18 protein-coding genes, 1 tRNA gene and 1 pseudogene are annotated in these 13746 nt (G+C 68.5%); 8 read left to right on the forward strand and 12 right to left on the reverse strand.

What is annotated here, in order from left to right:
• Positions 1 to 127 precede the first annotated feature (127 nt).
• Entirely contained in the window at positions 128 to 1756 is a 1629-nt protein-coding gene (gene nusA, locus ACFDTH_RS14405; RefSeq protein WP_375288250.1) for a transcription termination factor NusA, read from the reverse strand.
• Complete coding sequence (gene rimP / locus ACFDTH_RS14410) at positions 1756 to 2325, reverse strand: ribosome maturation protein RimP (RefSeq protein ID WP_375288251.1); 570 nt, start codon at positions 2323 to 2325, stop codon at positions 1756 to 1758. Before rimP ends, nusA begins: the two co-directional genes overlap by 1 nt.
• A gap of 199 nt (positions 2326 to 2524) precedes the next feature.
• Between rimP and ACFDTH_RS14415 the strand changes: the two genes are divergently transcribed.
• Positions 2525 to 3610: a PQQ-dependent sugar dehydrogenase gene (locus tag ACFDTH_RS14415; protein ID WP_375288267.1), complete on the forward strand. Its 1086-nt coding sequence runs from the start codon at positions 2525 to 2527 to the stop codon at positions 3608 to 3610.
• A gap of 195 nt (positions 3611 to 3805) precedes the next feature.
• Here ACFDTH_RS14415 and ACFDTH_RS14420 read toward each other — a convergent pair whose 3' ends face one another.
• Genes ACFDTH_RS14420 through secE form a run of 4 tightly spaced genes read right to left on the reverse strand, consistent with a single transcriptional unit; the run spans position 3806 to position 5371 of the window.
• The gene (locus ACFDTH_RS14420) at positions 3806 to 4183 is read right to left on the reverse strand and encodes a PaaI family thioesterase (RefSeq protein ID WP_375288252.1); all 378 of its coding nucleotides are present in this window, start codon (positions 4181 to 4183) and stop codon (positions 3806 to 3808) included.
• Positions 4183 to 4608 (reverse strand): PaaI family thioesterase, encoded by a 426-nt coding sequence (locus tag ACFDTH_RS14425; RefSeq protein ID WP_375288253.1) that lies wholly within the window; start codon positions 4606 to 4608, stop codon positions 4183 to 4185. Before ACFDTH_RS14425 ends, ACFDTH_RS14420 begins: the two co-directional genes overlap by 1 nt.
• A 12-nt stretch (positions 4609 to 4620) precedes the next feature.
• Positions 4621 to 5160 (reverse strand): transcription termination/antitermination protein NusG, encoded by a 540-nt coding sequence (gene nusG / locus ACFDTH_RS14430; protein ID WP_375288254.1) that lies wholly within the window; start codon positions 5158 to 5160, stop codon positions 4621 to 4623.
• A gap of 13 nt (positions 5161 to 5173) precedes the next feature.
• On the reverse strand, positions 5174 to 5371 hold the full coding sequence (gene secE / locus ACFDTH_RS14435; protein ID WP_375288255.1) for a preprotein translocase subunit SecE: 198 nt from the start codon (positions 5369 to 5371) through the stop codon (positions 5174 to 5176).
• Between the two features lie 215 nt (positions 5372 to 5586).
• Between secE and ACFDTH_RS14440 the strand changes: the two genes are divergently transcribed.
• Positions 5587 to 5709, forward strand: a complete 123-nt coding sequence (locus ACFDTH_RS14440; RefSeq protein WP_375288256.1) for a hypothetical protein — start codon at positions 5587 to 5589, stop codon at positions 5707 to 5709.
• Positions 5710 to 5791: 82 nt separating this feature from the next.
• Positions 5792 to 5971, forward strand: a complete 180-nt coding sequence (locus ACFDTH_RS14445) for a hypothetical protein (RefSeq protein WP_375288257.1) — start codon at positions 5792 to 5794, stop codon at positions 5969 to 5971.
• Here ACFDTH_RS14445 and ACFDTH_RS14450 read toward each other — a convergent pair.
• The 3 genes from ACFDTH_RS14450 to ACFDTH_RS14460 all read right to left on the reverse strand — a co-directional run bounded on the left by ACFDTH_RS14450 (position 5972) and on the right by ACFDTH_RS14460 (position 8147).
• Positions 5972 to 6047 (reverse strand) — tRNA-Trp (locus ACFDTH_RS14450).
• 125 nt (positions 6048 to 6172) lie between these two features.
• Complete coding sequence (locus ACFDTH_RS14455) at positions 6173 to 6298, reverse strand: hypothetical protein (protein WP_375288258.1); 126 nt, start codon at positions 6296 to 6298, stop codon at positions 6173 to 6175.
• Between the two features lie 109 nt (positions 6299 to 6407).
• Positions 6408 to 8147: a fatty acyl-AMP ligase gene (locus ACFDTH_RS14460; protein ID WP_375288259.1), complete on the reverse strand. Its 1740-nt coding sequence runs from the start codon at positions 8145 to 8147 to the stop codon at positions 6408 to 6410.
• A gap of 104 nt (positions 8148 to 8251) precedes the next feature.
• Between ACFDTH_RS14460 and ACFDTH_RS14465 the strand changes: the two genes are divergently transcribed.
• The 5 genes and pseudogenes from ACFDTH_RS14465 to ACFDTH_RS14485 all read left to right on the forward strand — a co-directional run.
• Positions 8252 to 8782 (forward strand): RecX family transcriptional regulator, encoded by a 531-nt coding sequence (locus tag ACFDTH_RS14465; protein ID WP_375288260.1) that lies wholly within the window; start codon positions 8252 to 8254, stop codon positions 8780 to 8782.
• A 69-nt stretch (positions 8783 to 8851) separates the two neighbouring features.
• A complete protein-coding gene (locus ACFDTH_RS14470) occupies positions 8852 to 9421 on the forward strand; it encodes a cold-shock protein (protein ID WP_375288261.1) in 570 nt (189 codons plus the stop codon).
• Positions 9418 to 9876: a DUF192 domain-containing protein gene (locus ACFDTH_RS14475; RefSeq protein WP_375288262.1), complete on the forward strand. Its 459-nt coding sequence runs from the start codon at positions 9418 to 9420 to the stop codon at positions 9874 to 9876. The genes ACFDTH_RS14470 and ACFDTH_RS14475 overlap by 4 nt, the downstream gene beginning before the upstream one ends.
• A 24-nt stretch (positions 9877 to 9900) precedes the next feature.
• Positions 9901 to 10293, forward strand: a complete 393-nt coding sequence (locus ACFDTH_RS14480) for an NADH:ubiquinone oxidoreductase subunit NDUFA12 (protein WP_375288263.1) — start codon at positions 9901 to 9903, stop codon at positions 10291 to 10293.
• A gap of 266 nt (positions 10294 to 10559) precedes the next feature.
• Positions 10560 to 10727 (forward strand): annotated as a pseudogene (locus ACFDTH_RS14485) (DUF2155 domain-containing protein); the annotation flags it as partial.
• A gap of 35 nt (positions 10728 to 10762) precedes the next feature.
• Here the strand turns inward: ACFDTH_RS14485 and aat are convergent.
• The 3 genes from aat to ACFDTH_RS14500 form a co-directional block, all read right to left on the reverse strand.
• Positions 10763 to 11485, reverse strand: a complete 723-nt coding sequence (gene aat / locus ACFDTH_RS14490) for a leucyl/phenylalanyl-tRNA--protein transferase (RefSeq protein WP_375288264.1) — start codon at positions 11483 to 11485, stop codon at positions 10763 to 10765.
• A gap of 19 nt (positions 11486 to 11504) precedes the next feature.
• Positions 11505 to 11879, reverse strand: a complete 375-nt coding sequence (locus tag ACFDTH_RS14495; protein ID WP_375288265.1) for a hypothetical protein — start codon at positions 11877 to 11879, stop codon at positions 11505 to 11507.
• 66 nt (positions 11880 to 11945) lie between these two features.
• A complete protein-coding gene (locus ACFDTH_RS14500; protein ID WP_375288266.1) occupies positions 11946 to 13271 on the reverse strand; it encodes a type VI secretion protein ImpB in 1326 nt (441 codons plus the stop codon).
• Positions 13272 to 13746 lie beyond the last annotated feature (475 nt).

Below are 13746 nucleotides of genomic sequence, written 5' to 3' on the forward strand. Positions count from 1 at the left end.
GGCGCGCACGTCCGGCAGCACCGCGCCGTCGGGCGCCAGCGCCAGCCGGACCAGCCGGTCCCGCGCCGCCCGGTCGCGCGTCAGCACGCACGAGCGGACGGGGCCATCAATGTCGGGGTCTAGCGCCTCATTGTGCCGGGTCCGCATGCGCGTCCTCCCCGGCGTCCGCCGCCTCGCCCTGGTCCTCGTCCTCGAACCAGTGCGCGCGTGCGGCCATGATGATCTCGTTGCCCTGATCCTCGCTCAGGCCATAGTCGGCGAGGATGCCGCCCTTGGGCTCGGGCCGGCGCGGCGCATCCTCGTTGCGACGGCGCGGCTCGGCGCGCTTCTTCTCGATCAGCTCGTCCGTCGCGAGATCGGCGAGGTCGTCGAGCGTCTTGATGCCCGCCTTGCCCAGCGTGACCAGCATCGCCTCGGTCATGTACGGCAGCTCGGCGAGCGCATCCTCGACCCCCAAGGCGGTGCGCGCCTCGCGGTTGGCCTGCTCGCGCCGGTCGAGCGCCTCCTGCGCACGGCTCTGCAGCTCCTGCGCGAGGTCCTCGTCGAAGCCCTCGATCTGCGCCAGCTCGTCGAGCTCGACATAGGCGACCTCCTCAAGGCCGGTGAAACCCTCTGCGACCAGCAGCTGCGCCAGCGTCTCGTCCACGTCGAGCTCGTTCTGGAAGGTCTCGGAGTTTTTGACGAACTCCTGCTGGCGCTTCTCGCTCGAGTCGGTTTCGGTGAGGATGTCGATCGCCTTGGCGGTCAGCTGGCTGGCGAGGCGCACGTTCTGGCCGCGGCGGCCGATCGCCAGCGAAAGCTGGTCGTCGGGGACCACCACCTCGATCCGCTCCTCCTCCTCGTCGATCAGCACGCGGCTGACGTTGGCAGGCTGGAGCGCGTTGACCACGAAGGTGGCGGTGTCGGGCGACCAGGGAATGATGTCGATCTTCTCGCCCTGCATCTCCTGCACCACCGCCTGGACGCGGCTGCCCTTCATGCCGACGCAGGCGCCGACCGGGTCGATGCTGGAGTCATGCGAGATGACGCCGATCTTGGCGCGGCTGCCCGGATCGCGCGCCGCCGCCTTGATCTCGATGATGCCGTCGTAGATTTCGGGCACCTCCTGCGCGAACAGCTTCTTCATGAAGTCTGGATGTGCGCGGCTGAGGAAGATCTGCGGGCCGCGGTTCTCGCGCACCACCTTGAGGATCAGCGAGCGGATGCGGTCGTTGACGCGCACCACCTCGCGCGGGATCTGCGCGTCGCGGCGGATGACGCCCTCGGCGCGGCCGAGGTCGACAACGATATGGCCGAACTCCACGCGCTTGACGACGCCGGTGATGATCTCGCCGGCGCGGTCCTTGAACTCCTCATACTGGCGCTCGCGCTCTGCATCGCGGACCTTCTGGAAGATGATCTGCTTGGAGGCCTGCGCCTGGATGCGGCCGAACTCGATCGGGGGCAGCGGATCGACGATGTAATCGCCCACCACCGCGCCGGCCTGGAGCTTCTGCGCCTGGGCAACATCGACCTGCTTGAAATAGTCGTCGACCGCCTCGACCACCTCGACGACGCGCCACAGCCTGAGGTCGCCGGTCATCGGATCGAGCTTGGCGCGGATGTCGTTTTCGGCGCCATAGCGGTTCTTGGCGGCGCGCTGGATCGCGTCCTCCATCGCCTCGATCACGATCGCCTTGTCGATCATCTTCTCGCTGGCGACCGAATTGGCGATCGCGATCAGCTCGGCGCGGTTGGCGGTGGCGGCGGTAGCCATCAGTTCGTTTCCTCTTCTTCGGCGTCTTCGGCCGGTACTTCTTCGTAATCTTCGGCGCCCTCTGCGGAGAGGGGCTGGGTGGCGGCGAGCAGCCGGTCGGTGAAGACCAGCTTGGCGTCGTCGATCGCAGCAAAGGGCAGGGTGCTCACCACGCCGCCGGCGGAGCGGATCAGCACCGTCTCGCCCTCGACGCCGGCGAGATCGCCCTTGAAGGTGCGCTGCCCGTCCTGCTTCTCGGTCAGCGTGACGCGCGCCTCATGCCCGGCCCAGTCCTGATAGTCCTTGAGGCGGGTGAGCGGGCGGTCAATGCCGGGCGAGGAGACCTCCAGCCGGTACGCGCCCTCGATCGGATCGCGGCCTTCCTCCTCCAGCCGGTCGAGCAGGTCGGACAGGCGGCGCGACAGGTCGGCGCAATCGTCGATGGTCAGCTGGCGCGTGTCCGGCCGCTCGGCCATCACCTGGAGCGTGCGCTCGTCGCCCTTCCCGAACAGCTTCACGCGCACGAGGTCGAACCCCAGCGCACGGGCTTCGGGGTCGATCAGGCGGAAGAGGGCGTCGATGTCGTTCAAACAGGTCGTCCGGATGCAGGAGATCGGCGCCGCGAGGCGGGCCCCGCAGCCTCTTCACCTGGCGATGTAGAGAAAGCACGAGCCATATAGACGAGCGGCGCGGCGCGCACAAGCGGCGGAACCAACAGGCCGCGCCGGGGTATGTCGAGGCAGGCCCTTGCGACAGGAACCGCCCGTGCTCCGCTATCTGACCCCCGTCATGCTCGCCGCCAGTGCCTGCTCCGCGCAAGCCCCCGAAGCCTCAGCCGCGGCAGGCGGTGCGCCGTTCAAGCGCGCTGTGGTCGCCGATTTCGACGCGCCCTGGGCGATGACCTTCCTGCCGAACGGCCGCATGCTGGTGACCGAGAAGGACGGGCGCATGCTGCTCGTCTCGGCGGACGGCAAGAACCGCCGCGTAGTCGCGACGGTGACCGTCGACTCCGCCGGGCAGGGCGCGCTGATGGACGTGGTGCTGGCGCCCGATTTCCGGACCAGCCGCCTCGTCTATTTCAGCTTCTCGGAGACCGGGCAGGGCGGCAAGGGCGTGGTGCTCGCGCGCGGCACGCTCCAGGGCGGAACGCTCGCAAATATCCAGCGGCTGTTCCAGGCGCGCCCCTATGTGGAGGGGAACGGCCATTATTCGGGCCGGATCGCCTTCTCGCCCGACGGCAAGTTCCTGTTCTTCACCAATGGCGAGCGCCAGAAGTTCACCCCCGCGCAGGCGAAGGACCAGACGCTCGGCAAGGTGCTGCGTTTGACCCTCGACGGCAAGCCCGCGCCCGGCAATCCGCTGGCCAGGCAGGGCTTCGCGCCCGAGGTGTGGAGCTACGGCCATCGCAATCTGCTCGGCATCGCCTTTGATGCGCAGGGCAACCTTTGGCAGCAGGAGATGGGGCCGAAGGGCGGCGACGAGCTCAACCTGGTGCTGCCGGGCCGAAACTACGGCTGGCCCAACGCCTCGAACGGCTCGCACTATGATGGCCGCGACATTCCCGATCACAAGCCGGGCGACGGATACGAGGCGCCGAAGGTGTGGTGGAACCCGGTGATCTCGCCCGGCGGGCTGATGATCTATTCGGGCAAGCTGTTCCCGCAATGGAAGGGCGACGCCTTCATCGGCGGCCTCTCCAGCGAGGCTTTGGTCCATGTCGATCTGAACGGCACGCAGGCCCAGAAGGCGGACCAATGGTCGATGGGCGCGCGCATCCGCGAGGTGGAGGAGGGGCCGGACGGTGCGATCTACCTGCTGGAGGACGGCGGCAAGGGCGCGCCGGGCCGGCTGATCAAGCTGACGCCGCGGGGGTGAGCGGCGGTCGGCGTGCACCTGAAGCGGTTTCGACCGTCCTGGACCACCTCCGTTCGCCCTGAGCGAAGTCGAAGGGCATGGGCGAACGTTGCGCATGTGCTTCGACTTCGCTCAGCACGAACGGTTGAGTTCACGCGGGCCGACCCGACTCCACTTTGACAAGCTCAGCGGCTTCTCAGGACGAACGGAGCAAACCTATTCCCGCGCCAGTAGGTAGTTCATCCGCGCCGCCGCGATCGGCTTGGCGCGGTCGTCTTGCCAGGCGATCGCCTCGACATTGGCGACGCGGTTGCCCAGCCGTGTGACGATGCCTGCCGCGCGCGTGATCTTGTCGCGACCGCCGCGCATGAAATCGACGGTGACATTGACCGGCTTGATCCGCGCAGTCTCGTCGGCCAGCGCGTGGCGCAGGGCGGCGATCGCTGCCATCTCCATCAGCCCCGCGATCGCGCCGCCGTGGAGGAAGCCGGGCCGGCCCAGCACCGCATCGGCGAACGGCATCGCCAGCACCGGCGTGCCCTCGTCCCATTCCAGAGTCGCGCCGATCAGCGCGGCATAGGGCGGCAGCGTCATCACGCGTCGAGGTTCATGTAGGTGCCGGCGACATGCGCGATCGGATCGTCCGGGTCGCCGTCATGCGCATAGCCGCGGATGAAGCTGATCGCGCGCTTGAGCGCATAGCATTCGCCATGGCCGATCACGTCATGGCCGGGCCTGGCGGGGCGCAGGTAATCGACCCGCAGGTCCAGCGTCGCATGCGGCACGAACTTCCCCCGCTTCGACCAGATGGCGAGACTGGTGGCGACATCCATTAGCGCGACGATCGGCCCGGAGGCGAGCACGCCCGAGCCGATGTCGCCGACCAGTTCGGCCCGATACGGCATGATCAGCTCGACCCAGTCGGACCCGCGCGCGTGATAGCGCATGCCGAGCGCGCCCGTATGGCCGCTGAAGGTCATGCCGGCCGGGCCGGGCAGGCCCGATTGGGCGAGGTCCATCGCGCCGGCGCCCTACTTGGCGCGCTCGACCTGCTCGAAGTCGAGCTCCACCGGGGTCGCGCGGCCGAAGATGCTGACCGAGACCTTGACCTTGCTCTTGTCGAAGTCGAGCTCCTCGACCGTGCCGTTGAAGCTGGCGAAGGGCCCGTCGAGCACCTTCACCGCATCGCCGATCTCGAAGTCGACCTTGACCTTCTGGCGCGGCGCGGCGGTGGCGGCCTCTTCCTTGCTGTTGAGCATCCGCGCGGCTTCGGCGTCGGAGATCGCCTGCGGCTTGCCGCTTGAGCCGAGGAAGCCCGTGACCTTGGGCGTGTTCTTGACGAGGTGATAGACGTCATCGTTCATGTTGAGCTTGGCGAGGACATAGCCGGGCATGAACTTGCGCTCGACCGCGATCTTCTTGCCGCGGCGCGCCTCGGTCACCGTCTCGGTGGGCACCTCGATCTGCTCGACCAGCTGTTCCAGCCCCAGCCGGTTCGCTTCCGCCATGATGGCGTCGCGCACCTTGCCCTCGAAGCCCGAATAGGCGTGGATGATGTACCAGCGCGACATTGTCGTCAGTTCCTTACTTCGCGAGGCTCAACAGGCCACGCACGATGAGTTCGAACACCGAATCGGTGGCGAGGAAGAACACCGCCAGCACCGTGGTGAGGATCACCACCATCACCGCGGTCATGATCGTCTCGCGCCGCGTCGGCCACACGACCTTGCGGGTCTCGGCCTGGACCTGCTGGATGAACTCGATGGGGGACGTCTTCGCCACTTCGCTTCGCCTCGCACGCAATCGGGGCATGAGCCCGCTACCGCTATCCCGCAAGTGGGAAGCGGCCGAGCCCGTCTCCGATGTCGGATGGGGCCTGCATCTAGCGACAGGCGTCCCGGCGCGCAAGACTGGCGGGCGGGGCCGCCGCTCGACGTCGATTCTGTGCCCCTCCGCAACGACTTGCGTTGGTTAATCGGCGCGCTAGGCTGGCCGGCATGCACGACGACCCGCCGATGCGACTGCCTCCGGAACCGCCGCCAGAGCGGCCGGAGCGTCACTTTCTCTACGTGTTCACCGCGCTGGCGCTGCTGCTGCTGTTCTGGTGGAACGGGTTCTGATCTTCCAGGCCCGACCGCTTCCCTTCAGACGATAAAAGACACGGCGTGTCGATCGCGGACGCCGGCTTGAGAGAGAGGTCGCATGATCAAGGTCTTCAATCGCAAGAGCACCGGCGCGGAGATCGCCATCAACCCTGCGTTCGTGGAGCATGCCCATGATCCGGGCGATGGCGTGATCGTGATCATGCAGAGCGGCACCAAGTTCCAGGTCGAGGGGAACCTGGAGGCGGTGATCAAGCGGCTGAACGAAAAGACCAGATAATGGCAGGAGTGGAGGGACTCGAACCCACGGCCCTCGGTTTTGGAGACCGATGCTCTACCAACTGAGCTACACTCCTGTGCTCGGGGCGCGGCTGTGGCGCCCGCGGGCATGGGTGTCAAGCGATGGCATGTCGGAAACAGGCGCAACGTGTCGATGGCTCGCCCTGATTCACGATAGGATCAGGGGCGGGTCGGGTCGGTGTCAGAAGATGAAGTCCGCGCCGCGCACGTACATCGGCTCGTCGAGCATGATTGTCAGGTCGGCTTGGCCATCTCCATTAATGTCGGCCTGGATGCGGGTTTCCACCGCGTCCGCGTCGTAACGCACTTCCCCGGCGCGGCCGGTGAACGAATTGTTGACGATGGCGACCCCTCTTCCTTGTGTCGGGCGGGATTACGCCCGATGACAAGAGGGTTCCGGTACGAACAGGCGGGCCCTACGCCGCAATGGCGTAGGGCTTGATCTCGCCGGCGAGATACAGGTTGCGCGCCTTGGCGCGGCTCAGCTTGCCCGAACTGGTGCGGGGCAGGGTGCGCGGCGGGATCAGCTCGATCACGCAGTTCATGCCGGTCACCGCGCGGACACGGTCGCGGATCTCTTCAAGGAGGCGCTGACGTTCCGCCTGGTCGGAAGTGCGGCACTGGACGAGCACCGCCGGCGTCTCCTCGCCGCCGGGCGTGGTGATCGCGAAGGCGGCGATGTCGCCCTGCTTGAAGCCGGGCAGCTGCTCCACCGCCCATTCGATGTCCTGCGGCCAGTGGTTGCGGCCGTTGACGATGATCATGTCCTTGGCGCGGCCGACGATGTAGAGGTAGCCATCGCTGAGATAGCCCATGTCGCCGGTGTCCAGCCAGCCATCGCGCATGCACGCGTCGGTCGCCGCCTCGTCACGGAAATAGCCGACCATCACCGATGGTCCCGCGCACCACACCTTCCCGATCGCGCGCTCGGGCAGCAGGCGGCCGTCCTCGTCGCGGATCTCCACGGCCATGTCGCGCACTGGCTTGCCGCAGTTGACGATCGCCCGGTAGCGCTGCGGGCGATCCTCTCCGGCCGGCACGCCGGACAGCTGCGTCTCCTCGACCAGCTCGACCCGGATGCCCTCGCCCGGCGGCATCAGCGTCACCGCCAGCGTCGCCTCGGCGAGGCCATAGCTGGGCAGGAAGGCGGATGCCTGGAAGCCGGCATCGGCGAAGGCGTCGACGAAGTTCTGCATCACGTCCGGCCGTATCATGTCCGCGCCATTGCCGGCGACCCGCCAGCGCGACAGGTCGAACCGGTCCGCCGCCTTGGTCTGGCTGGACATGCGGCGCGCGCAGATGTCGTAGCCGAAGGTGGGCGAATAGCTGAGCGTGTGCCCGGGATTGCGGGTGACGAGATCGAGCCAGGCGAGCGGGCGCCGCGCAAAATCCTCGGTCTTGAGGTAATCGGTCGAGACCTGGTTGGCGATCGGCGACAGGAAGCAGCCGACCAGGCCCATGTCATGGTACCAGGGCAGCCAGGAGATACAGCGGTCATCGCCGTCGATCTTCATGCCGTGGCTGTGCGCGGCGAGATTGTTGAGCAGGCCTTCGTGGGTGATCGCGACGCCATGCGGGAAGCGCGTCGAGCCGCTCGAATATTGCAGATAGGCGATGTCGGTCGCCGCCTGGGTCGGCAGCGGGCAGGAAACGGCGGGCTGCGCGAGCAGCGCTTCCCAGTCGTGACCGGCGGTGCCCGCCGCAGCGGCCGCGGCCCCCGCCATGTCGGCCAGCTCGGCCGGGTAGATCAGCATCACCGGATCGCAGCTGTCGAGCTGGACGCGCAGCTGGTCGATGTAGGAATCGCGCCCGCCGAACGAGGTGGGCAGCGGCAGCGGCACCGGCCAGGCGCCGACATAGACCGCGCCGAAGAACAATTGCGCGAACTCCGGTCCGGTCTCGGCGACCAGCGCGACGCGATCGCCCGCGCGCACGCCGAGCGCGCTCAGCCGATAGGCGGCGGCGCGCGCGTCGTCGCGCATCTCGCGGAACGGATAGGCGCGCGCCAGCTGGCCGCGCGCGTCGTGGAAGTTCAGCCCGCGTAAACCCTGCGCGGCATAGTCCAGCGCTTCGCCGAGCGTGGCGAAGTCCGCATAGCGGCGGGGCAGCGCATCGACGCTGGGGGTGTAGCCGGACCGGTCGGTCGGGTCAGTCATCTAGGGCCTTCTCACGAGGTCGTACCCACAGGCACGTGTAAACCAGCATCCCTGCCTGCGCCGGGCGTTCAAATTCGGTTGCCACTGTGGCACAAACATGGCGCATGCCGCGCGAGCCCCGCCGATCGTCTCCGCCCCCGCCGATCGACCAGGCCGCGCTGGAGCGGCTGGCGCTGCGTTACGTGGAGCGGTTCGCCACCAGCCGGGGCAAGCTGGAGGACTATCTGAAGCGCAAGCTGCGCGAGCGCGGCGGCGAGGGCGCGGTCGATCCCGCCGCGGTCGCGGCGGCGATGGTGGCGCGCGGCTATGTCGACGACGCGGCCTTTGCCGAGGCGAAGACCGCCGGGCTGGCGCGGCGCGGCTATGGCCGCCAGCGCGTGGTTGCGGCGCTGCGGCATGCGCGGATCGACTCCGCGCAGGTCGACGAGGCGGTCGCGCGCGTCGATGCCGCCGCCGCGGCGCTCGCCTTCGCGCGCCGCCGCCGGATCGGCCCCTATGCCGCCGAGGCCGCCGATCCGGACACCCGGCGCCGGCAGATGGCGCAGATGCTGCGCGCGGGCCATCCGCCCGACCTTGCGCGACGCATCGCCGCATGGCCGCCCGGCACCGAGCCGACCCCCGAAGAACTGGAATAAGCGGCAAGTTGATCTGGACAGTTGTGCGCCGCGTCAGGGCTGCTAGCTATGCGCCTCTGGGGGATTATGATGCGCGACGATCCGCTCGACGATGCGGACAGCAGGCTCGTTGCCGGCGACGGTTTCGCCGGGGGGGAAGCCGTGCACGTCGCAGGGATGGTCAAGTGGTTCGACGTGACCCGCGGCTTCGGCTTCCTTGTGCCCGATGACGGTTCGTTCGGCGACATCCTCGTGCATTTCTCGGTGCTCCAGCCGCTCGGCCGGCGCAGCGTGCCCGAAGGCGCGCGGCTAGAGGTGATCGCGGTGCGGCGCGATCGCGGCTTCCAGGCGCGCGAGGTGCTCAGCATCGATACCAGCCAGGCGGTGGAGCCGGTCCGTGACCTGCGCCCCGGCCGGATCGACCCGGCCATGCTGGTCGGCGATGCCGGCGACTGGGAATCGGTACGGGTCAAGTGGTTCAACCGCCTTAAAGGCTACGGCTTCCTGATTCGCGGCGAGACCGCGACCGACGTGTTCGTCCACATGGAGACGCTGCGCCGCGCCGAGATCCTGGAGGTGGAGCCAGACCAGCCGCTGCGCGCGCGCATCATCGAGCGCGACAAGGGGCCGCTGGCGGTGGCGGTGGCGCATCCGGCATGAGGTGGCTGATCGCAAGCGCGCTGCTGCTCGCCGGCTGCGGCGGCGCGAACGAGGCCGCGGCCCCGAAGAGCGAAGCGACGGTCACGGTCGCATCGGCCGCCGGAGCGCGCGTGTTCGAGGTGGACCTCGCCGATACGGTGCCCGAGCAGGCACAGGGGCTGAAGTTCCGCACGGATATCGCGCCCGATGGCGGCATGCTGTTCGCCCCCTATCCGGCCGAGGGCGGCGGGCCGCGCGCGGCGAACTTCTGGATGAAGGACACGCCCAGCCCGCTCGACATCCTGTTCATCCGCGCCGATGGCACGATCGCGCGGATCGCTGAGAACACCGTGCCCTTCTCCGAGGCGCCGGTGCCTTCCGAAGAACCGGTGGCGGCGGTGCTGGAGATCCGCGGCGGCCGGGCGGGCGAGCTCGGCATCGCCGAAGGCGATCGCGTCCGCTGGACGGTGCATTGATCTCGCGGTAAGCGCGGCCGCGACATGGGCATCAATCTCAATCCGTTCACCTGGTGGAACGGCGCCACCATCGGCACCTGGTTCGGGCTGCGCGGCAAGGCGCAGGTCGGCGAGGATGCGCTCGGCAACGTTTATTATGAGGGCGGCAGCGACACCGCCGGCCGACCGCGGCGCTGGGTGATCTATGCCGGCGCCAATGATGCCAGCCGCGTGCCGCCCGAATGGTTCAGCTGGCTGCACCACCAGATCGACGACGTGCCCGATCGTGCGCTGCCGCCCGAGCGGCGCTGGGAGAAGCCCGCGCTGCCCAACCTCACCGGCACCGCGCTCGCCTATCGCCCGTCCGGCGCGCTGGAGAAGGGCGGCCGCCGCGCCGCTGCCACCGGCGATTATGAGGCGTGGAGCCCCGAAGGGTGAAGCCCGCCTGGGTCGCGGGGGCGGTGGCTGCCGCGGCGCTGGTCGGGGCGGGGGGCTGGTACCTCTACGGCCGCGATGACACGCCGGCGCCTGCGCGTGCGACGGTGAGCCGCGAGCTGCCCGCGGCGGAGCCGGAGACCGGCGGTGATGTCGTCGCGGTGCAGGAGGTGGCGGCGCCGACCGATGCCGGCACCACGCCGATGGCGCAGCGCGTCGCGCACCTTGGCCTGCTCAACAAGCGCAACGGCGTCAGCCGCGATCTCGCGATGCGGCCGGGCCAGGCGATGCGCGTCGGCGACACGATCGTCCGTCTGCGCGCCTGCGAGCAGACCGCGCCCTGGGAGGAACAGCGCCTGACCGGCGCGTTCGTCCAGCTGGACGTGCAGGGCGCCGACCGCAACTGGCGGCGCGCCTTCTCGGGCTGGCTCTACAAGGAACGGCCGCAGCTCAACGTCGTGCTGCACCCCGTCTATGACGTGTGGGTCAAGAGCTGCACCACATCCTTCCCGGCGACCGGCCCCGATACGGTCAGCCTCGCCGTCCCGTCGAGCGCGCGGAAGTCCGCCGCGCGGGCGGAAGAGGAACCGGCTGCAGCCGAAGGCGAATCGGAAAGCGCGTCTGCCAGCAACGCCATGTAGCGCGCCCGGTCCACCTCGATCGCGCCCAGGCTGGCGAGGTGGGGCGTCATGAACTGGCAGTCGAGCAAGGTGAAGCCGCCCGCGCGCAGCCGCGCGACCAGCCAGGCGATCGCCACTTTCGACGCATCCGGCACGCGGCTGACCATGCTCTCGCCGAAAAACGCACGGCCCAGCGCCAGGCCGTAGAGCCCGCCGACCAGCCGGTCATCCAGCCAGCATTCCACCGAATGCGCGAGCCCCATACCGCGGAAGCGCAGGAAGACCTGCTCGATCGAATGGTTGATCCAGGTCTCCGGGCGGCCGTCGACGCTCTCGGCGCACAGCCGGATCGTCTCGGCGAAGGCGGTGTCCGCGGTGACGCGGAAACGGTCGGCGGCGATCGTCTTGCGCAGCGAGCGGGAGAGGTGGAAGCCGTCCAGCGGCAGGATCGCGCGCCGGCGCGGCTCCACCCAATAGACGCTGTCCGCGTCGCGATGGTCGGCCATCGGGAAGACGCCGACCGAATAGGCGCCGAGGACCAGCGCGGGATCGAGTGCCTCGATCCGTGCGCTCATGCCCCGGCGCCCGAGGGGATCAGCCGTGGCAGACGACCGCGCTCTTGCCGGGCTGGGTGAGGGTGATCTCGTCGGGGGTGCCGGTCATCGACCAGCCGCCCTCGGCGACCAGCGGCTCGCCCGCGTTCGGCGCCTTGAGCACGGTGGGCGTGCCGCCCTTCTCCGTGCGGACATTCGCCTGCTTGTCGCCCTGGAAGAAGGTGACATAGACGAGGCTGTTGTCCTTGCAGCGCAGCGACTTCTCCGCCTTGATGGCGGGCGGAAGCTCCACGGGCGCCCGATTGGCGAGTTCGGTCGCCATCGGATCGGGGTTGGAGTCGAGCACTTCCGGCTCGCTCTGCGAGTTGCAGGCCGCGAGAAGTGCGGCGGCGGCGATGGGGAGGAGAGTCTTCATACCGCGGTGCGATTTCGCCGATGCAGCATGGATCGTCAAGCCGAACGCGACAGATTGCCTGCCCCTTCATTCATGAAATTCGTCCAGCTCCGGGATGCGGCCGAACGCAATTTTGCTGCCGACGTGATCCAGCCGCCCGCCATGCAGCGCGCCGACCGACACCGCTGTCTTGCCGAAGCGCTGGTTGATCCGGTCCATCGCGCACGACAGCGCCAGCCCGCGGGTCTCGCGGGCGAGCGGATCGGACGGGTCGAGCGCGGCGAACAGCGAGGGCTGGTCGCCCTCCGCCGGCTCGATCTCCGACAGGGTGACGCCGATCATCCGCACCGCAAAGCCGCCGCCGCGCGCCTGCGCCGCCTCGCGCAATCGCGGCAGCAGCGCATCGAGCCGGTCGAGCACCACGAAACTGTCCTGCGTGGCGGGTAGGCGGATCGAAGTCCGCCACATCGCCCTGTCGGTCTCGAAGCGGACGTGGAGCACCAGCAGGCGGGCGCGATAGCCCTTGCGCCGCAGCCGGCTCGCCGCCTTGAGCGCCAGCCGCCGCGCGGTGAGCCGCGCGGGTTCGTAGCCGCGCTTCGAGGGCGAGAGGACATGGCTGTGGCCGACCGTGCGGGTGCGCGTCGGCTTCTCGGGCAGATCGACGCCGTGGAGCAGATACCAGAGCCGGTCGCCATCGGTGCCGCCCCAGGCGTGGCCGGCCGCGCGCGGGCGCCGCTCGCAGAGCTGGCGGATGTCGTTGACCCCGTCACGCGCGAGCCGCGCCTCCATCTTCGCGCCGATCCCGGCGATGTCGCGCAGGTGCAGGCGGTAGAGCGCATGCGGCAGGTCGCGATCCTCGAACACCACCAGCCCGTCGGGCTTCTGGAGGTCCGAGGCGAGCTTGGCGAGCAACCGGTTGGGCGCGATGCCGACCGAGGAGGTGAGGCAGCTGCCGACGTTTGCGCAGATCCCCGCCTTGATGCGGTGCGCGAGCGCGGTGGCGTGGTCGCGCGCGTTCTCATTGTCGAGCAACCGGCAGGCGACCTCGTCGATCGAGCAGACGCGGGTGACGGGAATGTGCCGCCAGATCTCCGCGACGATCGCATCGTGGAACTCGACATAGCGCTTGTGCCGCGCGGGCGTGACCACCAGCTCGCGGCACAGCCGTTTCGCCTCCCACACCGGCGTGCCGGTACGGATGCCGTAGCGCTTCGCCTCCACCGACGCGGCGATCGCGACGGTGGTGTCGCTGCCCACCGGCGCAACGATGACGGGCTTGCCGCGCAGGCTCGGCTGGAGCTGCTGCTCGACGCTGGCGAAATAGGAGTTCAGGTCGAGGAACAGCCACCTGAGCGGCCGCGGCGGGAGGTCGGGCGCGGCTGGAGCCGGGCGGGGCGACTCGGGGCGGCGCATGGTGCGGGGAACATTAGCGGAACGGAGGTGGGAGGGGGAGTCGCGGGGATATCTGAACATGGGGGATAGCAGTCGTCGGGGTTAGCGCCTCGCTTTTCGCATGTCGCGAACCTGGCGTCGCCCGGCTATAAACAAACGCCATCCCCAAATGCCGAACAGAAAAGCTACCGGAATCGAGGCGATGCCAACGATCCAATAGCGGATCGTTGCGGGCGGATCGAAGTACCAAAGCGGGGGCAAGATCAGAACATATGGCAACACCGGCACAATAGACGAGAGCGAGTTTGTGCTGGGCCAGCCCCGTTCACCGATGTCTTGATCCATCCAAGCAAGAAAGCGCCGCCATCGCATCATCGAGTTCGTCCTACGTCTTCCTGTTATCGCGAAGCAAGGCCATACGCGAGGTTATGTCCGCAATTAGGGGTGGGTTCAATCGGTGGTCGCAACGGCTTTGGCGAACATTTCAGCGGGGGTT

The sequence above is a fragment of the Sphingomonas sp. genome (genome assembly GCF_042096255.1).
Classification (GTDB): Bacteria; Pseudomonadota; Alphaproteobacteria; order Sphingomonadales; family Sphingomonadaceae; genus Sphingomonas.